Source organism: Pseudomonas sp. 273 (assembly GCF_029201425.1).
Lineage (GTDB): Bacteria > Pseudomonadota > Gammaproteobacteria > Pseudomonadales > Pseudomonadaceae > Pseudomonas > Pseudomonas delhiensis.
This window is the reverse complement of sequence record NZ_CP116775.1, coordinates 878,133-900,897: the sequence shown is the minus strand read 5'-3', so window position 1 is coordinate 900,897 and position 22,765 is coordinate 878,133. Positions and strand designations below refer to the sequence as shown.

Below are 22,765 nucleotides of genomic sequence, written 5' to 3'. Positions count from 1 at the left end.
TCTGGCGCCGCTGGCGCTCCCTCCGGAATGTCAGCCGTACAGTTCGCCCAGGCGCCGGGCGATGTCGCCCAGGGCGCGGATCTCGGTGGCGGCGCCGATCGCCGCGGCGGCCTTGGGCATGCCATAGACTGCGCTGCTGGCCTGGTCCTGGGCCAGCGTCAGGAAGCCGCGCTCACGCATGTGCTTCAGGCACTGGGCGCCGTCGCGGCCCATGCCGGTGAGCAGCACGCCGGTGGCCTGGCCCACCCAGTTGTCGGCCACGCTGTCGAAGAACACGTCGATCGAGGGCCGGTAGATGTGCCCGCAGGGTTCGGCGGTGTAGGCCAACTCGCCGTTGCGTTGCAGGCGGATGTGGTCGTTGGTGCCGGCCAGCAGCACACAGCCGGGCTGCGGCACCTCGCCGTTGCGCGCCAGGCGCACCGGGATGCTGGCCTGGCTGGCCAGCCATTCGGCCATGCCGGCGGCGAACACTTCGTCCACGTGCTGCACCACCACCATGGCCGCGGAAAAGCTCGCCGGCAGTTTGCCCAGCAGTTCGGCCAGGGCCGCCGGGCCGCCGGCCGAGGCGCCCACGGCCACCAGGCGGCGGGCCTTGGCGGGGTTGTCGCGCACGGCGACCTCGCTGCGCGGCCGGGCATTGCCCGGGGCCGACAGCCAGGCCAGGTTCTGCAGCTTGCGCAGCAGCGGGCGGGCCGCCTCCAGGGAGTCGCCGACGCCCAGCGCCGGGGTGTTCACCGCGTCCACCGCGCCGCAGCCCATGGCCTCGAACACCCGCGAGAGGTTCTGCTCCAGGTCCACGGTGACCACGATGATGGCGCAGGGCGAGGCGGCCATGATCCGCCGCGTGGCCTCGACGCCGTCCATCACCGGCATCAGCAGGTCCATCAGCACCACGTCGGGGGTCTGCGCGGCGCACATCTCCACCGCCTCGGCGCCGTTGCCGGCCACCCAGAGCACGCGGTGCGAGGGTTCGAAGGCCAATGCGCGGCGCAATGCTTCCACGGCCAGCGGCATGTCGTTGACGATGCCTATCCTCATCCCTGCGCCCCTCCGATCAGATCGACCACCGCGTCCAGCAGGGCCTCGTCATGGAAACTGGCCTTGGCCAGGTAGTAGTCGGCGCCGGCATCGAGCCCGCGGCGGCGGTCCTCCTCGCGGTCCTTGTAGGACACGACCATGACCGGCAGGGCCTGCAGGCGGGCGTCGCGGCGGATCAGCCCGACCAGTTCTATACCGTCCATGCGGGGCATGTCGATATCCGTGATGACCAGGTCGAAACGCTCCGAGCGCAGGGCGTTCCAGCCGTCCATGCCGTCCACCGCCACCGCCACGTCGTAGCCGCGGCCGACCAGCAGCTTGCGCTCCAGCTCGCGCACCGTCAGCGAGTCGTCCACCACCAGCACGCGCTTGCGCAGCATCGCGCCCTGGCGGTTGCCGGCGTCGATGCGTTCCAGGCGGCCGCTGGCCAGCAGCTTGTCCACCGAACGCAGCATGTCCTCGACGTCGAGGATCAGCACCGGGGTGCCATCGTCCAGCACGGCGCCGGCGGACACGTCCCGGACCTTGCCCAGGCGCGCGTCCAGCGGCATCACCACCAGGGTGCGCTCGCCGATGAAGCGCTCCACCGCCACGCCGTACAGGGTGTCGCGCTCGCGGATCAGCACCAGCGGGATGTCGCCTTCCGCCGCGCGGCCTTCCGGGCGCTGCAGCAACTGGTGCGCGGCCACCAGGCCGACGTGCCGGCCCTCGTGCCAGAACTGCTGGCGGCCCTCGATCTGCACGATCTCCTCCGCCGCCAGGCTGCGCATGCGCTCGATGTGCGCCAGGGGGAAGGCGTAGGCCTCGCCGCCGATCTCCACCACCAGGCTGCGCACCACCGAGAGGGTCAGCGGCACCTCGATGTGGAAATGGCTGCCCTGGCCCTGCACCTGCTCCATGCGGATGCCGCCACGCAGCTGGCGCACCATGTGCTGCACCGCGTCCAGGCCGACGCCGCGGCCGGAGACCTCGGTGACCTGCTCGCGCAGGCTGAAGCCGGGCAGGAAGAGGAAGGCCAGCAGCTCTTCCTCGGACATCCGCGCGGCGGTGTCCGCGGTGGACAGGCCGCGGCGCACGATGCCTTCGCGCAGGCGCTGCAGGTCGACGCCGGCGCCGTCGTCGCGCAGGTCCAGCACCAGCATGCCGGCATGGTGCCGCGCCAGCAGGCGGATCAGCCCCTGCTCCGGCTTGCCGGCCCGGCGCCGCGCGTCCGGCATCTCGATGCCGTGGTCGACGGCGTTGCGCAACAGGTGCGTCAGCGGCGCCTCGAGTTTTTCCAGGACCTCGCGGTCCACCTGGGTGGACACCCCGTCCACCTCCAGGCGTACCGGCTTGCCCAGTTCGCGGCCGAGGTCGCGGACCATCCGCGCCTGGCCGCCGAGCACGTCGGCGAAGGGCCGCATGCGGCAGGCCAGGGCGCTGTCGTAGAGGGTCTGGGCGCGCTGCGAGGTGGTCCAGGCGAATTCGTCCAGCTCGGCCATCTGTTCGCCCAGCAGTTGCTGGCATTCGCCCACCAGGCGCCGCGCATCGGCGAGGAAGGCCTGGGCCTGCGGGTCGAGGCTGGCGCCGGCGGCGTCGCGGGCGCCGTCGAGCAGGCGGCTGGCGGTGGCCTGCAGGCGCTTCAGGCGCTGCATCGAGGCCAGCTGCGGTTGCAGGCGCTGGGAATCGACCAGGGCCTTGCTGGACAGGTCGAGCAACTGGTTCAGGCGCTCGGCGGTGACGCGCAGCACCCGCCCCGTGCCCTCCTCGCCCGGGCCGCGTGGGTTCGCGACTGCGGCAGGTTCGGGCGGCGGCTCGGCGACTTCGGCCGGCTGCGGCATCGGCGGCGCGGCTTCGGCGGGAGCGGGCGCAGGCGCGGCAGGCGGCGCCTTGGCTTGCGCCGGCTCCCCGCCCAGCAGGCCCTGCAGGCGCAGCACCAGGTCCGGCACCGCCGCGCGCGCCGCGGCGGCCTGCTCGGGCTGGACGTCGGCGATGTGCAGCAGGATGTCGGTGCCGGCCAGCAAGGCATCTATATGCTCCGCCCCCAGCAGCAGGCGGCCGTCCTGGGCGGCCACCAGGCATTCCTCCATGACGTGGGCCACCTGCACGCCTTCGTCCAGGCCGACGATGCGCGCGGCGCCCTTGAGCGAATGCGCGGCGCGCATGCAGGCTTCCAGCCGGGTGGCCTGGCGCGGCTCGCGCTCCAGCGCCAGCAGGCCCTGGCCGAGGGCCTGGGCCTGGGCTTCGGCCTCCAGGCGGAAGAGTTCCAGCAGCGAGGCGTCCTTCATCTGCTCGGGGTCATGCCAAGCTCCGGGCGGCGGCGGCCAGCAGGGCCTGGTGGTCGAGCAGGCGCACGCTGCGCTCGCGCCACTTCAGCACGTCGTGGGTGAAACGGCTGCCGGCCGCCGCGGCGGCGCGCGCCTGGCCCGGCGCCAGCGGGTGGATGCCGTCCACCTCGTCCACCGGCGTCAGCACCGGCCCGCTGTCGGTGGCCAGCACCAGCATGCGCGGCCGGCGGCGCCCCTCGTCCTCGCGCGGGGCTGAGGGGGCCAGGCCGAGCAGTTCGGCCAGCGACAGGCAGGCGACGAGGGTGCCATGGACGTTGGCCACGCCCAGCAAGACCGGCGAGCGCTGGTGCGGCAGCGAATGCACCGGGCAGTTCGGCGCCACCTCCGTCAGCGCCAGGGTGCGCAGGGCCAGCCACTCCTCGCCGATGCGGAACAGCAGGTAGGCATCGCCCTGCGGCGCCTCCTCGCCGACGCTGGCGACATGCTCGCTCTCCGAGCCCAGGGCGTAGCGGTCCAGCAGGCGCACGGCGGCGCTGGCATGGACCGGGCAGTTGCGGCAGTGGATGTGCTCGGCCAGCCGCGGGCAGGACTTGTCGCCGCGGATGCCGATGCGGTTCCAGCAGTCGTCCACGGCCTGGCCGGCCGCCTCGGGGTGCAGGTGGTAGCGCTGCTCAGGCATCGCGCTTCACTCCTCGCGCGGCACGCTCCTGCAGGCGCCGCGCACCTTCCAGGTCGCCACGTGCGGCCAGCAGGGCGGCCAGTTGCAGCAGGCTCTCCTGGTGGTCGGGCTGCAGGTACAACGCCTTGCGGTAGTAGCCCTGGGCCTGTTCGCCCTGCCCTTCGGCGTCGGCCAGCAGGCCCAGCCAGTAATAGGCCTGGGCCGCCGGGCCGTGCTGGGCGAGGTAGGCCTCGCAGGCGGCGCGGGCCTGGGCCGCCTGGCCCTGGTTGGCCAGTTGGGCGATTTCCGCCAGGCCCTGTTCGGCGCCGCTCGGCACCGCGGCCGGCACCGGCCTGGCCGCTGCGGGTGGCGGCGCTCGCCGTGGCGATGGGCGTGGCGACACGGCCACCGGTGACGGGCGCGGGGCGCTGCGCGGCCTGGCCGCCGGCACCTCAGGCTCCGCAGCCATGCGCAGGAAGGCGAAGGACTGCGGCACGCCCAGCGCGCGCAGCCCCGTGCGCGACATCAGGCTGGCCTCGGCCGGGCCGATGAACAGCGCGCCGTCCTCGCGCACCAGGCGCAGCAGCACCTGCACGGCGCGTTCCTGGGTGTCGCGGTCGAAATAGATCAGCAGGTTGCGGCAGAACAGGAAGTCGTAGGGCGACTCCTCGGCCAGCAGGCCGGGCGCCAGCAGGTTGCCGCGGCGCAGGCGCACGCGGCGGCGTACCCGTTCGTCGAGCCGGTAGTCGGGGCCCTCGGCATGGAAGTAGCGGTCGCGGAAGCCCAGTTCGCTGCCACGGAACGAATTGCGCCCGTACATGCCATGGGCCGCGCGCTCCAGCGAGGCCGGGCTGACGTCCAGGGCGTCGATCTGGAAGGCCGCCTCCGGCAGCCCGGCGTCGAGCAGGGCCATGGCGATGGAGTACGGCTCCTCGCCGGTGGAACAGGGCAGGCTGAGCAGGCGCAGCGGCCGCGCGCCGGCCAGTTCCAGTTGCCGGCGCAGGGCCAGGCGGCCGAGGGCGGCGAAGGATTCGGGGTAGCGGAAGAACCAGGTCTCCGGGACTATCACCGCCTCGATCAGCGCCTGCTGTTCCTCGGCGGAGCCCTGCAGGCGCTGCCAGTAGGCCTCCAGGTCGCCGCCGCTGGTGCGGTTGGCGCACTGGCGCACGGCGCGGGCGATGACCGCATCGCCCACCGACTCCGCGTCCAGGCCGATGCGTGCCTTGAGCAACTGGCTGAAACGGGCGTCGCTCATGGCCGTTCACCTTCGGCCAGGAGCCGCTCGCGCACGTGCTCGGGCAGCAGTTCGCCCACCTGCACGCGTTGCAGCAGGCCCTCGGCGTCTTCCAGCACCGGCCCCAGGTAGCGGGCCTCGCCGCGCTCCAGGCCGTAGTCGCGGAAGGCCGCCGGGTCGCGGCGCAAGGTCTGGCTGGCCTGTTCCAGGATCAGCCCCAGGCGCCGCTGCGGGCCGCTGCCGGCGAAGCGGTAGTCGACCAGCACCAGGCGCGTGCTGGTGTGCCGCGGCGCCGGGCGGCCGCAGGCGATCTGGCTGAGGTCGAGCACCGGCAGCAGTTCGCCGCGGTGGACGAACAGCCCGGCCACCCAGGCCGGCGCCTCGGGCACCTGCTTGAAGCGCTGCAGCGGCAGGATCTCGACGATCTCGCGCACGTCCAGCGCATAGCGGTCGGCGCCCAGGCGGAACTGCAGGTAGAGCCGCCCGCCGGCCTCAGACCTTGAAGCGGGAGACGCCATTGCGCAGTCCATTGGCCACAAGGTTCAGCTCGTCGATGGCGAAACCGGCCTGGCGCAGCGACTCCACGGTCTGCCCGGTGGCCTCGCCCAGTTGCACCAGGGCCTGGTTGATCTGCTCGGCGCCGGTGGCCTGCGCCTGCATGCCTTCGTTGACCATCTGCACCCGCGGCGCCAGGGCCTGTACCTGCTGGATGATCTGCGACAGCTGCTCGCCGACCTGGCCGACCTCGGCGATGCCGCGGCGCACTTCCTCGGAGAACTTGTCCATGCCCATCACCCCGGCGGACACCGCCGACTGGATCTCGCGGACCATCTGCTCGATGTCGTAGGTGGCCACCGCGGTCTGGTCGGCCAGGCGGCGCACCTCGGTGGCCACCACGGCGAAACCGCGGCCGTACTCGCCGGCCTTCTCCGCCTCGATGGCGGCGTTGAGCGACAGCAGGTTGGTCTGGTCGGCGACCTTGACGATGGTGGTGACCACCTGGTTGATGTTGCCGGCGCGCTCGTTGAGGATCGCAAGCTTGGCGTTGACCAGCTCGGCGGCGCCCATCACCTGGTGCATGGTCTCTTCCATGCGGGCCAGGCCCAGCTGGCCGGAGCCGGCCAGGGTGGAGGTCTGCTCGGCGGCGCTGGACACCTCGGTCATGGTGCGCACCAGGTCCCGCGAGGTGGCGGCGATCTCCCGCGAGGTAGCGCCGATCTCGGTGGTGGTGGCCGCGGTCTCGGTGGCGGTGGCCTGCTGCTGCTTGGAGGTGGCGGCGATCTCGGTGACCGAGGTGGTGACCTGGATGGCCGAGCGCTGCGCCTGCGCCACCAGGGCCTTGAGTTCCTCGGCCATGCCGTTGAAGCCGCTCTCGATCACCCCGAACTCGTCATTGCGCGCCAGCGCCAGGCGCGCGGTGAGGTCACCGCCGCTCATGGTCTGGAGGGTCTTCACCACCTGCTCCACCGGGCCGGTGATGGCGCGCATCAGCAGCAGGCCGAGGACGCCGGCGGCGAAGATCGCCAGCAGCAGCGAGACCAGCATGGTGACCTCGGCCACCTCGACCTGGTGGACGATGCCGATGGCGGCGGAATCGGCGATCTGCTTGTTCAGCGAGATCAGCTCGTTGAGCGTCTGCCGGCCCTTCTCCCAGGCCGGCAGCAGTTCATTCAGCAGGGCGCGGCGGGCGGCCTCGTGATCCTTGTCGTAGAGGTCCAGCAGTTGCTCCAGCTGCCCGTGGAAGTCCACCGCCTGCTGCTTGTAGCGGTTCAGCAGCTCACGGTCGGACGACTCGTGCACGGTGGACTCATAGGCGGCGATGCGCTGCTGCAGGGTCTCGTGCAGCTCGCGGAAGCCCTGGCGGCCGGCGGCGTCCAGCGGCTTGCCGTCGCCCAGGCCGACCAGCGCCTGGGTGCGCAGCATGGTGTCGGTCCAGGACGAACGCACCGTGGTCAGGGCATAGGTGCCCGGCATGGCGTCGGAGCTGACGCGACGCGAATCGCGCTCGACGGTGAGCAGGGTGATGTAGGAAACCACCACCATCAGCAACATGATCGCGATCACGACCGCGAAGCTGGCCAGGATACGTCGGCGGAGCGTCCAATTCTTCACAGCAATCCCCTGGTGGTGGCCGGCTATCTGACAGGCAAACCTTCAGATGAAGGCTGATCGGAGTCAGCCTTCTCTTCAGTTCTAGCGGAAAAACGCCGCATATATTATCCGTAACGGCTAATTTTCGGCGTCATTATTCCGAAGCGACTAATACCCGGCCAGCCCCTCCCCCATCAGGCCGCGCGCAGGGGAATGAAGGCGCAGTCGTCGGCCAGCAGCGCGGCGATCATCGCCCCGGTTTCCGCCAGTTGGCGGGCCAGGTCGTCGGTGGAGACGTGCAGCTGCCAGTCCGCCGCGGAACTGGCCGGCGCCTGCGCGCGCACCGCGTCCAGGGCCGCAAGGAAGGCCTTGCGCTGCGGCAGGTAGGCGGTGAAGCCGTCGCCCTTGAGCGCCGAGACGCTGATGCCCAGGCGTTCGCAGATGGCCGCCTTGGCGGCGATCTCCTCGCGGTCGGCCTGGCGCGAACGCTCGATCAGCGCCGCCAGCTCGGTGTCCACCAGGCGGCCGCCGACGATCAGCTCGGGGCCCTCTTCCCAGACCTGCGGCGGACAGTCCTTGGCCTCCGCGCGCAGGGGGATGTGCGGGTTGATCTCCATGGGGTAGATGCGGCACACCAGCGGCCGCCGCTCGTAGATGCCGCAGCGCATGTCGCTGCCCAGGTGGCGGCAGGCGCCCTGGTTGAAGGCGGCGAAGGTGATCGCCAGGTGCGCCCGGGTGCTGCCGCAGCGCACCGGCAGCGAACGCCGCAGCACGTGCTCGCGCTGCTCATCCGGCAGGCTGGCGCCATCGTCCAGCACCGCCTCCAGCAGGACGATCAGGCTGCCGCCGTCGGCCACCCAGTCGCGGGATTCGTCGAGGGTCAGGGGTACGTGGTGGTCATGGCAGCATTTGCCGCAACCGTTGCAGGAAAAGCGCATGGGATTCGCTCCGTGGCCAGGGGGTGACGGAAAACCGGCGTTTTCCGTGCCATGGCCGATGCGGAGCAGATTGTGTGCCAGGTGTTGCCCGGGGGCGGGGCTCAGCCCGCACGGGCGAACACCAGCGCCTTGAGCGCCGCGTCCGCATCGACGTCGGCGAACTCCGGCGGGTTGTCCAGCCGCTCGACGAAGACCAGTTCCGGCGCCTCGGCCGCCATGCCCTCGATGAGGAAGGCCGGGGTCACGGACGGATCGTTGACGCAGGCCAGCACCCGGCCGCCGGGGGCCAGCAGCTCGGGCAGGCGACGCAGGATGCGCGGGTAGTCCTTGCCGAGGGCGAAGCTGCCCTTCTGGAACGACGGCGGGTCGATGATCACCAGGTCGTAGGGGCCGCTCTTCTTCACCTTGCCCCAGGACTTGAACAGCTCGTGGCCGAGGAACTCCACCCGCGACAGGTCGTGGCCGTTCAGCCGGTGGTTGTCGCGCCCGCGGCTGAGCGCGGCGCGTGCCATGTCCAGGTTGACCACGTGCTCGGCGCCGCCGGCGATGGCCGCCACCGAGAAGCCGCAGGTGTAGGCGAACAGGTTGAGCACCCGCTGCCCGGCGGCCCGGGCCTGCACCCACTGGCGACCCAGGCGCATGTCGAGGAACAGCCCGTTGTTCTGCTTGCGCCCCAGGTCCAGCAGGTAGCGCAGGCCGTTCTCGCTGACCACGCGCTCCTCCGGCACCTCGCCGAGCAGGGCCTGCATGGCGCTGTCCGGACGGTAGCGGTGCTGCAGCAGCAATGCCTCGGCGCCGCTGGCGCGCCATTGCGGCGATTCGCCGAGGCTCAGCAGCAGGCGCTCCAGCGCCGCCAGTTCGGCGGCTTCCGGCTCGCGGAACAGCGACACCAGCAGCACGCCCTGCAGCCAGTCGGCGGTCAGGTGTTCCAGCCCCGGCCAGCGCCGGCCGCGGCCGTGGAACAGGCGGCGGACCTCGGCGGGCGGCGCTTCCAGCGCGGCCAGCAGGTGTTGCAGGAGGACATCGAGGGCTTGGGCGTTCATGGCGACGGGGCGGAAGCGGCGAAAGGGGGCGCCATTCTGGACAGGATCGGCGCAAAAGAGAATCGCCGGGCGGCTCTTCGCAGGATGGGTTGAGCCTCGGCGAAACCCATGTGGCCATGGCGATGGGTATCGCTTCGCTCAACCCATCCTACGACGGTGCTTGGTCCGGACCTGTAGAATGAACGCCTGAAAGATTCTTCCCAGGGGTTCCCGGTGGCAGCACAACACGGCTTCGTCCTCACCCGGCATTGGCGCGACACGCCCGCCGGCACCGAGGTGGAGTTCTGGCTGGCCACCGACGCCGGCCCGCGCCGGGTGCGCCTGCCGCTGCAGACCTCGGTGGCCTTCCTGCCCGCCGCCCAGCACGAGGCGGCGCAGCGCCTGTTGCAGGGCGAGGCCGGCGTGGAGCTGCGCCCGCTGCAGCTGCGCGATTTCGAGCAGCGCCCGGTGCTTGGCCTGTACAGCCGCCAGCACCGCCAACTGATGGACCTGGACAAGCGCCTGCGCGGCGCCGGCATCGAGCTGCTGGAAGCCGACATCCGCCCGCCGGAGCGCTACCTGATGGAGCGCTTCATCACCGCGCCGGTGACCTTCGACGGCGAGCCCGACGCCGACGGCGTGCTGTGCGAGGCCATGCTCAAGCCGGCGCCGGACTACCGGCCGCAGCTGAAGCTGGTGTCCCTGGACATCGAGACCGACATCCACGGCAACCTCTACTCCATCGCCCTGGAGGGCTGCGGCCAGCGCCAGGTGTACATGCTCGGCCCGGCCAACGGCGACGCCAGCTGGCTGGACTTCGACCTGGCCTACCGCGACAGCCGCGGCGAACTGCTGGAAAGCCTCAACCAGTGGCTGGCCGAGCACGACCCCGACGCCATCATCGGCTGGAACCTGGTGCAGTTCGACCTGCGCGTGCTGCGCGACCACGCCCAGCGCCTGAAGATCCCCCTGCGCCTGGGCCGCGGCGGTGACGAGATGGGCTGGCGCCAGCACGGCAGCGGCAGCAACCACTACTTCGCCGCGGCGGCCGGGCGGCTGATCATCGACGGCATCGAGGCGCTGCGCTCGGCGACCTGGAGCTTCCCCTCCTTCAGCCTGGAAAGCGTGGCTCAGACGCTGCTCGGCGAAGGCAAGGCGATCGACAACCCCTACGACCGCATGGCCGAGATCGACCGCAAGTTCGCCGAGGACAAACCGGCCCTGGCCCACTACAACCTCAAGGACTGCGAGCTGGTCACGCGCATCTTCGCCAGGACCGAACTGCTGCACTTCCTGCTCGAACGCGCCAGCGTCACCGGCCTGCCCGCCGACCGCAGCGGCGGCTCGGTGGCGGCCTTCACCCACCTGTACCTGCCGCCCATGCACCGCCTGGGCTTCGTCGCCCCCAACCTGGGCGGCAAGCCGCCGGAAGCCAGCCCCGGCGGCTTCGTCATGGACTCGCGGCCGGGTCTGTATGAATCGGTGCTGGTGCTGGACTACAAGAGCCTGTACCCGTCGATCATCCGCAGCTTCCTGATCGACCCGGTGGGCCTGGTGGAAGGCCTGGGCCAGCCGGACGACGAGCACTCGGTGGAAGGCTTCCGCGGCGCCCGCTTCTCGCGCACCCGGCACTGCCTGCCGGCCATCGTCGAGCGCGTGTGGCAGGGCCGCGAGGCGGCCAAGCGCGAGGGCAACAAGCCCCTGTCCCAGGCGCTGAAGATCATCATGAACGCCTTCTACGGCGTGCTCGGCTCCAGCGGCTGCCGCTTCTTCGATCCGCGCCTGGCCTCCTCCATCACCCTGCGCGGGCACCAGATCATGCGCCGCACCCGCGAGCTGATCGAGGCCGAGGGCCAGCAGGTGATCTACGGCGACACCGACTCCACCTTCGTCTGGCTCGGCGGCGCCCACGCCGAAGCGGACGCCGAGCGCATCGGCCGCGCCCTGGTACAGCACGTCAACCAGTGGTGGAAGCAACACCTGCGCGAGGAATTCGGCCTGGAAAGCGCCCTGGAGCTGCAGTACGAAACCCACTACCAGCGCTTCCTGATGCCCACCGTGCGCGGCGCCGAGGAAGGCAGCAAGAAACGCTACGCGGGCCTTGTGCGGCGCGCCGACGGCAGCGAGGAGATGGTCTTCAAGGGCCTGGAGACGGTGCGCACCGACTGGTCGCCGCTGGCCCAGCGCTTCCAGCAGGAGCTGTACGAACGCATCTTCCGCCGCCAGCCCTACCAGGACTACGTGCGCGACTACGTGCGCCGCACCCTGGCCGGCGAGCTGGACGACCTGCTGGTCTACCGCAAGCGCCTGCGCCGGCGCCTGGACGACTACGAACGCAACGTCCCGCCCCACGTCCGCGCGGCCCGCGCCGCCGACGACTACAACCAGAGCCAGGGCCGCCCGCGGCAGTACCAGCACGGCGGCTGGATCAGCTACCTGATCACCGTGGCCGGCCCCGAGCCCCTGGAAAACCGCAGCGCCCCCATCGACTACGAGCACTACCTGACACGCCAGCTGCAACCGGTGGCCGATGCCATCCTGCCCTTCGTCGGGGATGACTTCGGGCGGCTGATCGATCGGCAGATGGAGTTGTTCTGAACACGCCCGCCGGCGAGGACCCCGGCCGAACGTAGGGCGCATAACGCCTACGGCGTCATCCGCCGAATCGCGGACGGAGTCCGCTCCTTGCGTTGCAGGCGAGCATGGCTTCTCGTAGGAGCGAGCTTGCTCGCGAATGGGCCCCGCAGCGGAGTGTGTTCGCGAGCAAGCTCGCTCCTACGAAGAGCACCCCGGCACGGCCTGCAAGACAGTTGCTCCTACAGGTTGACTCCTGACTTCCCGAGCACGCCGGACAGCCCCCTCTCCCTTCGGGGAGAGGGGGCCGGGTCAGTCCCAAACCCTGCAGTCGCCGGCAAACCCCGTTCGCGAGCAAGCTCGCTCCTACGAAAAGCCCCCGGCGGCGCCACGCTCAATCGGCATGAATGTCGTTATGCCGCGTCTCGCGCAGGAACAGCAGCGAGCACACCAGGCTCACGCCGGTGACCAGCACCGGGTACCAGAGGCCGTAGAAGATGTTGCCGGTGTACACCACCAGGGCAAAGGAGATGGTCGGCAGCAGGCCGCCGAACCAGCCGTTGCCGATGTGGTACGGCAGCGACAGCGAGGTGTAGCGGATGCGCGTCGGGAACAGCTCGACCATCAGCGCCGCCAGCGGGCCGTAGCAGCAGGTGGCGATGAAGATCAGCGCGACGATGATGGCGATCACCATCGGCCGGTTCACCAGCGAGGCGTCGGCCTGGGTCGGGTAGCCGGCCTCCTTCACCGCGGCGCCCAGGGCGGCGGCGTCGAAGCCCTCGATGCGCTTCTCGCCCACGCTCACCACCAGCTCGCTGCCAGCCGGCGCGGCCTGGGTGCTGTAGGGCACGCCGCCCTTCACCAGCAGGGTCTTGGCCTTGTCGCAGGGGCTGTCGAATTTGGCCTTGCCCACCGGGTCGAACTGGAAGGTGCAGGTGGCCGGGTCGGCCATCACCACCACCGGGGCCTGGCGCGTGGCCTGGTCGATCTGCGGGTTGGCGTAGTGGGTCAGGGCCTTGAACAGCGGGAAGTAGCACAGCGTGGCCAGCAGCAGGCCGACCACCAGCACCGGCTTGCGCCCGACCTTGTCGGACACCCAGCCGGCCAGCACGAACAGCGGCGCGCCTATCACCAGGGAGATGATCAGCAGCACGTTGGACAGGGCCGGGTCGACCTTGAGCACCTGGGTGAGGAAGAACATCACGTAGAACTGCGCGGCATAGAAGGTCACCGCCTGGCCGGCGTTGATGCTGAACAGGGCGATCAGCACGATCTTCAGGTTGCTCCAGTTGGTGAAGGACTCCTTCAGCGGCGCCTTGCTGACCTTGCCTTCGGCCTTCATCTTCAGGAACGCCGGCGACTCCTGCATCGACAGGCGGATCCAGGTGGAGATGCCCAGCAGCACGATGGACAGCAGGAACGGCAGGCGCCAGCCCCAGCTTTCGAAAGCCTCGCCGGTGAACTGGCGGCAGCCCCAGATCACCAGCAGCGACAGCAGCAGGCCGGCGGTGGCGGTGCACTGGATCCAGCTGGTGTAGGCGCCGCGCTTGTTGGCCGGGGCGTGCTCGGCGACGTAGATGGCCGCGCCGCCGTACTCGCCGCCCAGGGCCAGGCCCTGCAGCAGGCGCAGGGCGATGAGGATGATGGGCGCGGCCACGCCGATGCTGGCGTAGGACGGCAGCAGGCCGACGCAGAAGGTCGACAGGCCCATCAGCAGGATGGTGACGAGGAAGGTGTACTTGCGCCCGATCATGTCGCCCAGGCGGCCGAACACCAGGGCGCCGAAGGGCCGCACCAGGAAGCCGGCGGCGAAGGCCAGCAGGGCGAAGATGAAGGCGGTGGTGTCGTTGACGCCGGCGAAGAACTGCTTGCTGATGACCGCCGCCAGCGATCCGTAGAGGAAGAAGTCGTACCACTCGAACACGGTACCGAGCGAGGAGGCGAAGATCACCTTGCGCTCTTCGCGGCCGCTGGAGCGCCCCCGCTCGAACGACTGGGGCTGTGCTAGATCGGTCATTACGGCTCTCCTGCCCCTCGTGGGGGCTCTTATTGTTGTTTCAGCCTCGACCGCCACGGCCCGGGGGCCGCGCGACGCTGTCTTCTGTCGAACCTGTTCGTCCCGCCGGGGTGGCCGTCAGGACAGGGCCTTCTCCTCGCGCCCGCTGATAGGGATGACCTCGGCGCTGCGCGAGGGTTCGGCAAGAATCATCCGCGCCGCCTTCTCGGCGATCACCAGCACCGGCGAGCAGCTGTTGCCGGAGGTGAGCGCAGGCATGATCGAGGCGTCGGCGATGCGCAGGCCGGGGATGCCGTGCACGCGCAGCTGGCTGTCGACCACCGCGTTCGGCCCCGAGCCCATGCGGCAGGTGCCGGCCGGGTGGAAGATGGTGGTGCCGATGTCCGCCGCGGCGCGCTGCAGGTCTTCCTCGGTCTGGAAGTCCGGGCCGGGCTTGTATTCCTCCGGGCGGAAGCGCGCCAGGGCCGGCGCGGCGGCGATGCGGCGGGTCAGGCGGATGGCGTCGGCGGCCACCCGCAGGTCTTCCGGGTGGCTCAGGTAGTTGGGCTGGATCAGCGGCTTGGCGCGCGCATCGCTGCTGCGGATGCGCACGCTGCCGCGGCTCTGCGGGCGCAGGTCGCACACCGAGGCGGTGAAGGCCGGGAAGGCGTGCAACGGCTCGCCGAAACGCTCCAGGGACAGCGGCTGCACATGGTATTCGAGGTTGGCCGAGGCCTGGCCGGGATCGGATTTGGCGAAGGCGCCCAGCTGGCTCGGCGCCATGGACAGCGGGCCGCTGCGCTTGAACAGGTATTCCAGGCCCATGCCGACCTTGCCCCAGGGCGTGGCGGCGATGCGGTTCAGCGTGCGGGTGCCCTGGATGCGGTAGATCAGCCGCAGCTGCAGGTGGTCCTGGAGGTTCTCGCCGACGGCGGGCAGCTCGTGGCGCACGCCGATGCCCAGTTGCTCCAACAGGGGCCGCGGGCCGATGCCCGAGCGCTGCAGCAGGGCCGGCGAGCCGATGGCGCCGGCGCACAGGATCACCTCGCGGCGCGCCCGCAGTTCGCGGCGGGCGCCCTGCCAGTCCACCACCAGGCCGCGGGCGCGGCCGTCTTCGAGGATCAGCTGCTGCGCCTCGACGTGGGTCAGCACCATCAGGTTCGGGCGCTGTTCGACCGGGCGCAGGAAGGCCTTGGAGGCATTCCAGCGCACGCCGCCACGCTGGTTCACCTGGAAGTAGCCGCAGCCTTCGTTGTCGCCGCCGTTGAAGTCGTCCACCGAAGCGATGCCGGTCTGCGCGGCGGCCTCGCGGAAGGCATCGAGGATTTCCCAGGACAGCCGCTGCTGCTCCACCCGCCATTCGCCGCCGCCATGGTGGATGGCGCTGTCGCCGGCGAAGTGGTCCTCCATGCCGAGGAACAGCGGCAGCAGGTCGTCCCAGCCCCAGCCGGGGTTGCCCTCGGCGGCCCAGCCGTCGTAGTCGCGGGCCTGGCCGCGCATGTAGATCATGCCGTTGATCGAGGAGCAGCCGCCGAGCACGCGGCCACGGGGGTACTTGATGGCGCGGCCGTTGAGGCCGGGGACCGCTTCGGTGTCGAAGCACCAGTCGGTGCGCGGGTTGCCGATGCAGTAGAGGTAGCCGACGGGGATGTGGATCCAGGGGTAGTTGTCCGGGCCGCCGGCCTCGATCAGCAGCACGCGGTTGGCCGGGTCGGCGGACAGCCGGTTGGCCAGCAGGCAGCCGGCGGGGCCGGCACCGACGATCAGGTAGTCGAACGAGTCCAGTGCCTGGGGCATGGGCTGACCTCTTGTTGTTCTTATCGATGCGTCGCTTGAGGCTAGCCGCTCATTCGCGATAAAAAAACGAACATTTCGAGTCAGCTGCTGATCGTTTTCTAACAACGGAGCCCGCCATGTTCGACTGGAACGACCTGCGCTACTTCCTCGAACTGCACCGCAGCGGCCGCCTGCTGGCCACGGCGCGCAAGCTGAACACTACCCATGCCACCGTGGCGCGGCACATCGAGAACATCGAGCGCGACCTGGGCACCCAGCTGTTCGCCCAGCACACCGGCGGCTACCAGCTGACGCCGGCCGGCCTGGCGCTGCTCAGGCACGCCGAGGCCATGGAGAACACCGCCCTCCTCGCCCAGGAGGAAATGAGCCAGAGCATCAGCCCCCTGGGCCAGGTGCGCCTGGGCGTGACCGAGGGCCTGGGCACCATGTTCCTCGCCCCGCGCCTGGGCGAGCTGATGCGCCAGTACCCGGGCCTTGAGCTGGAACTGGTGTCGGTGCCGCGCTTCGTCAGCATCACCAACCGCGAGGCCGACATCGCCATCACCCTGGAAAGGCCCAACGCCGACCTGGTGATCAGCCGCCGCCTGACGCGCTACCGCCTGAGCCTGTTCGCCAGCCCCGCCTACCTGGAAAAGGCCCCACCGCTGCGCGACCGCGACGACCTGTGCAAGCACCAGTGGATCGGCTACGTGGACGACCTGCTGTTCAGCCAGGAACTGATGTTCCACCACAGCTTCTGCCGCCACCCCCAGGTGGTGTTCCGCAGCACCAGCGTGGTGGCCCAGCAACAGGCCGCCCAGGCCGGCGTCGGCCTGGCCATCCTGCCCCAGTTCATGGGCCTGCACGACCCGCTGCTGGTGCCGGTGCTGCCGGGGGAGTTCATCGAGCGGGAGTACTGGATGTGTACGCGGCGGGAACTGCACCGGTCGGTACGACTGAGGTTGGTTTGGGATTTTCTGCTGGGGCTGTGCGAGAGGGAGCAGGGGTTCTGGTGGAGGGCAAGGCCACTGCGCCTCTGTAGACGCGACGCCCGCTATCAACACGCGCGTTCCGCGGCCAGGCCGGAAACCTGGTCCAGCGTCTGGAGAAACTCGCCTACCTCGCGCCGCGAGCGCAGATGGACGATCCGCCGCTCCTGCCGGTGCGCGTCCAGCAACGCCATCACCTTGGGGCGGCTGCGCTTCGGGTAGTTCCATATCCAGCTCAGGAACGCCGGGTCGGGCAGTTGCTCGGGGCAGCCTTCGGCCATGTCGGGGCGGACCTGGCCGCGATAGCGGAAGCCGCGACGCAGGGCGCGCCACAGGCAGAGCAGCGGTGGCAGGTCGAGGAAGATCACGGTGTCGCAGGCGGCCAGGCGCTGCGCCAGGGTGCCGGAGTAGTTGCCGTCCATCACCCAGCGCTCGCCCAGGCAGAGCGCCTGTACGCGGGCCTGCCAGTCCGGTTTTTCCGGCTCTTGCCAGCCGGGCTGCCAGTACAGCGCGTCCATGTGGATGACCGGTAGCGCCAGGCGTTGGCCGAGAGCTGCGGACAAGGTGCTCTTGCCGCTGCCACCGGAGCCGATGATCAGGATTTTTTGCACAGAACGCTCCCTGTTGGCCTGCTGTGGGCCGCGTATTGTGCGGCAACCCTGCTGTTGGCGTTAAGTGAGTCCAGGCGAACTATCTTGCAGGCCGAACCGCGGCGCTCTTCGTAGGATGGGTGGAGCGAAGCGATACCCATCGCCGTGCTCGGCCAAGCATCGGCCTTGCCGGCGGGATCGCGGACGGAGTCCGCTCCTACAGGTCGCCGGGAAACACGCTATTCCCTCCCCGTAGGAGCGGACCTTGTCCGCGATCGCCGGAGGTTTCGGCGCGGATCGTGGATAAGATCCGCTCCGCTGCCTCACCCACGCCATTCCCATGTAGGAGCGCGCCCTGCGCGCGAATCGCGGGCAGGGCCCGCTCCTACAGGATGCATGGGCTTGGTCGAGGGGGTTATTCCGCGCGGGCGTGTTCGACCTTGTCCGAGGCGGACCAGATGCGGTAACGGACTTCGACGTCCTTGGGCGCGTAGATCACGATCGGCAGCTTGCTGTTGTAGCGCAGCAGGAAGCCGTCGCCGACCACAGGTACGAAGTCCTTCCTGCTCTTGCCTTGCGGGCAGGCCATCAGGGTGCTGGCCGGGCCGCTGACCTTGTCCAGGCGGTAGTAGGGGTAGCCCCAGCCTTCCAGGGTCTTTTCCTCCAGGCTGCCGCCCAGGCGCTGGCGGTTGCAGTCGACGGCCAGGGTCTTGCCGGCCAGGACCTCGACCTTGAAGTTCTCTTCCTGCGCCTGCTTGGGCAGGTGGATGACCTGCCGCACGAAACCGTCCTCGGCCTTGGGATAAGGCGCCACGTCTTCGAGCTTGGCGGCGTTGGCCAGGGTAGCGGTGGCGCTGAGCAGCAGCGCGGTGGAGAGGGTGAAACGGGTGCAGGGCATGACGCCTCCTTGCCGGTTGAAGGACGAACGCAACGCGCGGATGCGTTCGTCCGGATTGCTTGCGTCCCTTCGACAGCCTGAATGTGCGAATGCTCCTACATGCGCGCCCTCAAGCCTTGCCAAGTTGTTTCAGGCTACTTCACCGCCGCTCTTGGCCTGCTGCTCCAGGTGGGCCTGCAGTTGCGGGTCGAGCTGGAGCTGGTAGGCCAGTTCGTCCAGGTAGTTGCGTTCGCTTTCCTGCTGGTCGTCCACCAGCATCACGCTGGCCAGGTACATTTCCGCGGCCTTGCCGGGGTCGCCCTGGGCGGCCTGGGCCACGTCGGCGGCTTCGAGGGGTTTGCGCACCTCGTTGTCGAGCCAGGCCTGCAGTTCCGGCTCGCCGGCGTGGAGGGAGATTTCCGCGTAGATCGCCTGCTTTTCCTTGTCGTCGATGCGGCCGTCGGCCTTGGCCGCGGCGATCAGGGCGATGAGGATGGCGTGGCTGTGGGCTTCGGCTTCGTCGCCGGAGAGCTGGTCGACGGTGGTCGGCGCCTGTTGCGGCGCGGCGGCCGCCTGTTGCTGCTGCCAGTTCTGGTAGGCCTGGAAGGCCATCATGCCAAGGGAGGCGAGCATGGCGTAGTTGACCCCGCCGCCGCTGGAGCGCCCCTGGCTGACCGGGGCGCCGCCGCCGAGCATGCTGCCCAGCACACCGCCCAGGCCGCCCAGGCCACCGGCCGATGCACCCCCGCCGGTGGCGCCGCCGAGCAGGCCGCCGAGCAGCCCTCCGAGGCCACCCAGGCCGCCTGCGCCGCCTTGTTGCGCCTGCGCGCCCTGGCCGGCCCGCAGCAGTTGTTCCAGCAGATCCGTGGTGTTCATGGCAGCGCCCTCGGCGTGGTTGCGGTCAGGCAACGATAGTCCCGGTGGCGAATTCCGCCAATGCCGTCCGGGACTATTCAGGGGCGCGCTGAGAATCAGGCCGGCAGTGCCTGCAGGGCCTTCTGCGCCTGGGCTTCCAGTTCAGCCTTGAGGCCGGGGTCGAGGCTCAGCTGGCGGGCCAGTTCGTCGAGGTAGGCGCGCTCCATGTAGTTTTCCTCGTCCACCATCAGCAGGCTGGCCAGGTACATCTCGGCGGCCATTTCCTCGCTCTGCGCGGCCCCCGCCACTTCCCGCGGGTCCAGCGGCTTGGCCAGTTCGCGGTCGAGCCAGCCCTGCAGCTCCAGGTCGCCGGTGAGCTTGGCGATCTCGCCGTCGATCAACTGGCGTTCGCGGGCGTCGATGTGGCCGTCGGCCTTGGCCGCCGCCACCAGGGCGCGGAGGATCGCGTGGCTGTGGGCTTCGGCTTCCACCGGCGGCAGGCGGTCGACGGTCTGCGGTTCGCCGCGCGGCGCGCTGGCCTGCTGGCGCTGCCAGTTGCCGTAGGCCTTGTAGGCGATCACCCCGAGGGCGGCCAGGCCGCCGTAGGCGACTACCTTGCCGCCCATCTTGCGCGCCTTCTTGCTGCCCAGCAGCAGGCCCAGCGCGCCGGCGGCCAGGGCGCCGCCACCGGCGCCGGAGAGCAGGCTGCCGATGTCCAGGCCGACCTTGCCGGCGCCCTGCCCGGCCTGTGGCTGGCCGCCGGCCTGGGCGAGCCCCTTGTTCTGCAGGAGTTCCTGGCCGGATTTGAGCAGTTGGTCGAGCAGGCCACGGGTGTTCATGGCGGTCTCCTGGGTCGGTTGGGGGGAAACTTCGACTCTAGCGCCCGCCCACGGGGGCGCGCAGGCGCAGAGTGCTTCGGGATATTGCTGAATCGGCGCCCCATCTATAGGAGCGCGCCCTGCGCGCGATTCGCGGGCAGGGCCCGCTCCTACGTTCCAGGCGAGCGTGGCTTCTCGTAGGAGCGAGCTTGCTCGCGAACAAACGCGGTGCCATGCGGTTCGCGAGCAAGCTCGCTCCTACGAAGAGCAACTAGGCGCAGGCCGCGAGACAGTTGCTCCTACAAGTGCAGGAGAACCCCATCGCCATGGCCGCATGGGTTTCGCCGAGGCTCACCCCATCCTACGAAGAGCACCCTGTGCTTGCGCCTTCCATTCGATTTAAAAGAATGTTCCCATGGATTTTCGATAAAGCACAAAGCCATGGCCCACCACCATGATGACCCTGCGCCAGATCCGCCATTTCATCGCCGTCGCCGAGACCGGCTCGATCTCCGCCGCCGCCCAGGCGGTGTTCATTTCCCAGTCCACCCTGACGCTGGCCATCCAGCAACTGGAGGAGGAGATCGGCGTGCGCCTGTTCGAGCGCCACGCCAAGGGCATGACGCTCACCCACCAGGGCCACCAGTTCCTGCGCCAGGCGCACCTGATCCTGGCCACGGTGGAGAACGCCAAGCGCAGCCTGCAGCAGAGCACCGACAAGGTGGCCGGCAGCCTGACCATAGGCGTGACCAGCCTGGTGGCCGGCTACTACCTGGCCGACCTGATCACCCGCTTCCAGCGCGCCTACCCCAACGTGCAGACCCGCGTAGTGGAGGACGAGCGGCCTTATATAGAGCACCTGCTGGTGAGCGGCGAGATCGACGTGGGCGTGCTCATCCTCTCCAACCTGGAGGACCGCCACGCCCTGCAGACCGAGGTGCTCACCCACTCGCCGCACCGCCTCTGGCTGCCGGCCCAGCACCCGCTGCTGGAGCGCGACAGCATCGGCCTGGCGGACGTCGCCGGCGAGCCGCTGATCCAGCTCAACGCCGACGAGATGGGCCTGCACACCCAGCGCATCTGGTCGCGCGCCGGGCTGGCGCCGCAGGTGACACTGCGCACCGCCTCGGTGGAAGCCGTGCGTAGCCTGGTGGCGGCGGGCCTGGGCCTGTCGATCCAGCCGGACATGACCTACCGCCCCTGGTCCCTGGAGGGCGACATCATCGAGGCGCGCCCGCTGGTGGACCTGGGCGAGCCGCTGGACGTCGGCCTGGCCTGGCGCCGCGGCACGGCGCGGCCGGCGCTGGTGGACCCGTTCCTCACCGTGGCCCGCGAACAACCCAACGCCAAGCGGCCATCGATCTAGCAGCTTTCGATTTAATCGAATGCCGCTTTCAGTATTTAGAATTTGTCGACCTCAAGCCCGGAATCTAGTCTCTCGCTTCATACAAAAGGGCCGGTTCCGGGCAGCCCCTCCGGAGCACGCCAATGGCCCCCGAAAACAAGACCGAGAAGAAAAGAGCCGCGAAGATGAACGCCCTTGCGAGCACCCCGCCCCTGTACACCGAGCTGCTGATCGACGGTCAGCTGGCAGCCGGCCAGGGCCTCGCCGAGGCCATCCTCAACCCCGCCAGCGGCGAAACCCTGGTCAGCGTCGCCGATGCCTCCCCCGAGCAGATCGAGCGGGCCATCGACGCCGCCCAGCGCGCCTTCCCGGCCTGGTCGCGGACCACCCCCGCGCAACGCTCCGCCGCCCTGCTGGCGATCGCCGACGCCATCGACAAGCGCGCCGACGCCCTCGCCCGCCTGGAGGCCCTGAACTGCGGCAAGCCGCTGCACCTGGCGCGGCAGGACGACATCCCGGCCACCGCCGACGTGTTCCGCTTCTTCGCTGGCGCCGTGCGCTGCCAGCAGGGCCAGCTGGCCGGCGAGTACGTGCCCGGGCACACCAGCATGGTGCGCCGCGACCCGGTGGGCGTGGTGGCCTCCATCGCGCCCTGGAACTACCCGCTGATGATGGCGGCGTGGAAGATCGCCCCGGCCCTGGCCGCCGGCAACACCCTGGTGTTCAAGCCTTCCGAGCACACCCCGCTGTCGATCCTGGCGCTGGCCCCGGCATTGGCCGACATCCTCCCGCCGGGCGTTCTCAACATAGTCTGCGGCGGCGGCGAGAACGTCGGCAGCCACCTGGTCGGCCACCCGCGGGTGCGCATGGTGTCGCTGACCGGCGACATCGTCACCGGGCAGAAGATCCTCCAGGCCGCCGCGCGCACCTTGAAGCGCACCCACCTGGAGCTGGGCGGCAAGGCGCCGGTCATAGTCTGCAACGACGCCGACATCGAGGCGGTCGTCCAGGGCGTGCGCACCCACGGCTACTACAACGCCGGGCAGGACTGCACCGCCGCCTGCCGCATCTACGCCCAGGCCGGCATCCACGACCGCCTGGTGGCCGAGCTGGGCGAGGCCGTGGCCAGCATCCGTTTCGCCCGCAAGCGCGATGCGGACAACGAGATCGGCCCGCTGATCAGCGCCCGCCAGCGCGACCGCGTGGCCAGCTTCGTCGAACGTGCCCTGGGCCAGCCGCACATCGAGCGGGTGACCGGCGCCGCCGTGCATTCCGGCCCCGGTTTCTACTACCAGCCCACGCTGCTGGCCGGCTGCCGGCAGCAGGACGAGATCGTCCAGCGCGAGGTGTTCGGCCCGGTGGTCACCGTGACCCGCTTCGAGCAACTGGAGCAGGCGGTGGACTGGGCCAACGACTCCGAGTACGGCCTGGCCTCCTCGGTGTGGACGCAGAACCTGGACAAGGCCTTCCAGATCGCCAACCGCCTGCAGTACGGCTGCACCTGGATCAACACCCATTTCATGCTCGCCAGCGAGATGCCCCACGGCGGCCTCAAGCGCTCGGGCTACGGCAAGGACCTGTCCAGCGACTCGCTGCAGGACTACAGCGTGGTGCGCCACATCATGGCCCGCCACGGCGACCGGCTGGACTGAACCACCCGGCGGGCCCGCCCGCCGGTACATAAGAAGCGCCCCGGC

At 69.9% G+C, this 22,765-nt stretch carries 17 protein-coding genes and 1 pseudogene; 4 read left to right on the top strand and 14 right to left on the bottom strand.

The genetic code is table 11. The features are described from left to right. Positions 1–30: 30 nt before the first annotated feature. From PKO50_RS04260 to PKO50_RS04225, 8 genes are all read right to left on the bottom strand, one after another. Positions 31–1,038: a chemotaxis response regulator protein-glutamate methylesterase gene (locus PKO50_RS04260; protein ID WP_275628909.1), complete on the bottom strand. Its 1,008-nt coding sequence runs from the start codon at positions 1,036–1,038 to the stop codon at positions 31–33. Next, positions 1,035–3,305, bottom strand: a complete 2,271-nt coding sequence (locus tag PKO50_RS04255) for a hybrid sensor histidine kinase/response regulator (protein WP_275628908.1) — start codon at positions 3,303–3,305, stop codon at positions 1,035–1,037. Before PKO50_RS04255 ends, PKO50_RS04260 begins: the two co-directional genes overlap by 4 nt. Before the next feature lie 10 nt (positions 3,306–3,315). Next, the gene (locus tag PKO50_RS04250) at positions 3,316–3,984 is read right to left on the bottom strand and encodes a chemotaxis protein CheW (protein ID WP_275628907.1); all 669 of its coding nucleotides are present in this window, start codon (positions 3,982–3,984) and stop codon (positions 3,316–3,318) included. Beyond that, positions 3,977–5,218: a CheR family methyltransferase gene (locus PKO50_RS04245; protein WP_275628906.1), complete on the bottom strand. Its 1,242-nt coding sequence runs from the start codon at positions 5,216–5,218 to the stop codon at positions 3,977–3,979. The genes PKO50_RS04250 and PKO50_RS04245 overlap by 8 nt, the downstream gene beginning before the upstream one ends. Then, positions 5,215–5,715, bottom strand: a complete 501-nt coding sequence (locus PKO50_RS04240; RefSeq protein WP_275628905.1) for a chemotaxis protein CheW — start codon at positions 5,713–5,715, stop codon at positions 5,215–5,217. Before PKO50_RS04240 ends, PKO50_RS04245 begins: the two co-directional genes overlap by 4 nt. Further along, on the bottom strand, positions 5,690–7,309 hold the full coding sequence (locus PKO50_RS04235) for a methyl-accepting chemotaxis protein (protein ID WP_275628904.1): 1,620 nt from the start codon (positions 7,307–7,309) through the stop codon (positions 5,690–5,692). The genes PKO50_RS04240 and PKO50_RS04235 overlap by 26 nt, the downstream gene beginning before the upstream one ends. 173 nt (positions 7,310–7,482) lie before the next feature. Beyond that, positions 7,483–8,226, bottom strand: a complete 744-nt coding sequence (locus PKO50_RS04230; RefSeq protein WP_109935231.1) for a YkgJ family cysteine cluster protein — start codon at positions 8,224–8,226, stop codon at positions 7,483–7,485. Positions 8,227–8,327: 101 nt separating this feature from the next. Beyond that, entirely contained in the window at positions 8,328–9,269 is a 942-nt protein-coding gene (locus tag PKO50_RS04225; protein WP_275628903.1) for a class I SAM-dependent methyltransferase, read from the bottom strand. A 213-nt stretch (positions 9,270–9,482) separates the two neighbouring features. On the opposite strand from PKO50_RS04225, the gene PKO50_RS04220 reads away from it, so the two are divergent. Continuing rightward, a complete protein-coding gene (locus PKO50_RS04220) occupies positions 9,483–11,846 on the top strand; it encodes a DNA polymerase II (protein ID WP_275628902.1) in 2,364 nt (787 codons plus the stop codon). A 370-nt stretch (positions 11,847–12,216) separates the two neighbouring features. Here the strand turns inward: PKO50_RS04220 and PKO50_RS04215 are convergent, their stop codons facing one another. Next, a complete protein-coding gene (locus tag PKO50_RS04215) occupies positions 12,217–13,839 on the bottom strand; it encodes an MFS transporter (RefSeq protein ID WP_109935238.1) in 1,623 nt (540 codons plus the stop codon). Between the two features lie 117 nt (positions 13,840–13,956). Further along, positions 13,957–15,615 (bottom strand): GMC family oxidoreductase, encoded by a 1,659-nt coding sequence (locus PKO50_RS04210; protein ID WP_275628901.1) that lies wholly within the window; start codon positions 15,613–15,615, stop codon positions 13,957–13,959. A gap of 116 nt (positions 15,616–15,731) precedes the next feature. Here PKO50_RS04210 and PKO50_RS04205 point away from each other — a divergent pair. Next, positions 15,732–16,598 (top strand): annotated as a pseudogene (locus PKO50_RS04205) (LysR family transcriptional regulator); the annotation flags it as partial. A 53-nt stretch (positions 16,599–16,651) separates the two neighbouring features. On the opposite strand, the gene PKO50_RS04200 reads toward PKO50_RS04205, so the two are convergent. The 4 genes from PKO50_RS04200 to PKO50_RS04185 form a co-directional block, all read right to left on the bottom strand. Next, complete coding sequence (locus PKO50_RS04200; protein WP_275628900.1) at positions 16,652–17,194, bottom strand: topology modulation protein; 543 nt, start codon at positions 17,192–17,194, stop codon at positions 16,652–16,654. A gap of 394 nt (positions 17,195–17,588) precedes the next feature. Further along, positions 17,589–18,071 carry a serine protease inhibitor ecotin gene (gene eco / locus PKO50_RS04195; protein ID WP_275628899.1) on the bottom strand — a complete coding sequence of 161 codons (483 nt, stop codon included), beginning with the start codon at positions 18,069–18,071 and terminating at the stop codon, positions 17,589–17,591. 129 nt (positions 18,072–18,200) lie between these two features. Further along, positions 18,201–18,926 carry a DUF533 domain-containing protein gene (locus tag PKO50_RS04190; RefSeq protein ID WP_275628898.1) on the bottom strand — a complete coding sequence of 242 codons (726 nt, stop codon included), beginning with the start codon at positions 18,924–18,926 and terminating at the stop codon, positions 18,201–18,203. 95 nt (positions 18,927–19,021) lie between these two features. Further along, the gene (locus tag PKO50_RS04185) at positions 19,022–19,744 is read right to left on the bottom strand and encodes a tellurite resistance TerB family protein (protein WP_275628897.1); all 723 of its coding nucleotides are present in this window, start codon (positions 19,742–19,744) and stop codon (positions 19,022–19,024) included. Positions 19,745–20,177: 433 nt separating this feature from the next. On the opposite strand from PKO50_RS04185, the gene PKO50_RS04180 reads away from it, so the two are divergent. Continuing rightward, positions 20,178–21,089 carry a LysR family transcriptional regulator gene (locus PKO50_RS04180; protein ID WP_089391497.1) on the top strand — a complete coding sequence of 304 codons (912 nt, stop codon included), beginning with the start codon at positions 20,178–20,180 and terminating at the stop codon, positions 21,087–21,089. A 164-nt stretch (positions 21,090–21,253) separates the two neighbouring features. Beyond that, positions 21,254–22,720: a gamma-aminobutyraldehyde dehydrogenase gene (locus tag PKO50_RS04175; RefSeq protein WP_275628896.1), complete on the top strand. Its 1,467-nt coding sequence runs from the start codon at positions 21,254–21,256 to the stop codon at positions 22,718–22,720. Positions 22,721–22,765 lie beyond the last annotated feature (45 nt).

Excerpts from the sequence above, each read along its gene's own strand:
- PKO50_RS04190 (WP_275628898.1), bottom strand. The coding sequence starts at position 18,926 with ATGAACACCACGGATCTGCTGGAACAACTGCTGCGGGCCGGCCAGGGC.
- PKO50_RS04185 (WP_275628897.1), bottom strand. The coding sequence starts at position 19,744 with ATGAACACCCGTGGCCTGCTCGACCAACTGCTCAAATCCGGCCAGGAA.
- PKO50_RS04225 (WP_275628903.1), bottom strand. The coding sequence starts at position 9,269 with ATGAACGCCCAAGCCCTCGATGTCCTCCTGCAACACCTGCTGGCCGCG.
- PKO50_RS04255 (WP_275628908.1), bottom strand. The coding sequence starts at position 3,305 with ATGAAGGACGCCTCGCTGCTGGAACTCTTCCGCCTGGAGGCCGAAGCC.
- PKO50_RS04230 (WP_109935231.1), bottom strand. The coding sequence starts at position 8,226 with ATGCGCTTTTCCTGCAACGGTTGCGGCAAATGCTGCCATGACCACCAC.
- eco (WP_275628899.1), bottom strand. The coding sequence starts at position 18,071 with ATGCCCTGCACCCGTTTCACCCTCTCCACCGCGCTGCTGCTCAGCGCC.
- PKO50_RS04260 (WP_275628909.1), bottom strand. The coding sequence starts at position 1,038 with ATGAGGATAGGCATCGTCAACGACATGCCGCTGGCCGTGGAAGCATTG.
- PKO50_RS04240 (WP_275628905.1), bottom strand. The coding sequence starts at position 5,715 with ATGGCGTCTCCCGCTTCAAGGTCTGAGGCCGGCGGGCGGCTCTACCTG.
- PKO50_RS04245 (WP_275628906.1), bottom strand. The coding sequence starts at position 5,218 with ATGAGCGACGCCCGTTTCAGCCAGTTGCTCAAGGCACGCATCGGCCTG.
- PKO50_RS04175 (WP_275628896.1), top strand. The coding sequence starts at position 21,254 with ATGAACGCCCTTGCGAGCACCCCGCCCCTGTACACCGAGCTGCTGATC.
- PKO50_RS04180 (WP_089391497.1), top strand. The coding sequence starts at position 20,178 with ATGATGACCCTGCGCCAGATCCGCCATTTCATCGCCGTCGCCGAGACC.
- PKO50_RS04210 (WP_275628901.1), bottom strand. The coding sequence starts at position 15,615 with ATGCCCCAGGCACTGGACTCGTTCGACTACCTGATCGTCGGTGCCGGC.
- PKO50_RS04250 (WP_275628907.1), bottom strand. The coding sequence starts at position 3,984 with ATGCCTGAGCAGCGCTACCACCTGCACCCCGAGGCGGCCGGCCAGGCC.
- PKO50_RS04215 (WP_109935238.1), bottom strand. The coding sequence starts at position 13,839 with ATGACCGATCTAGCACAGCCCCAGTCGTTCGAGCGGGGGCGCTCCAGC.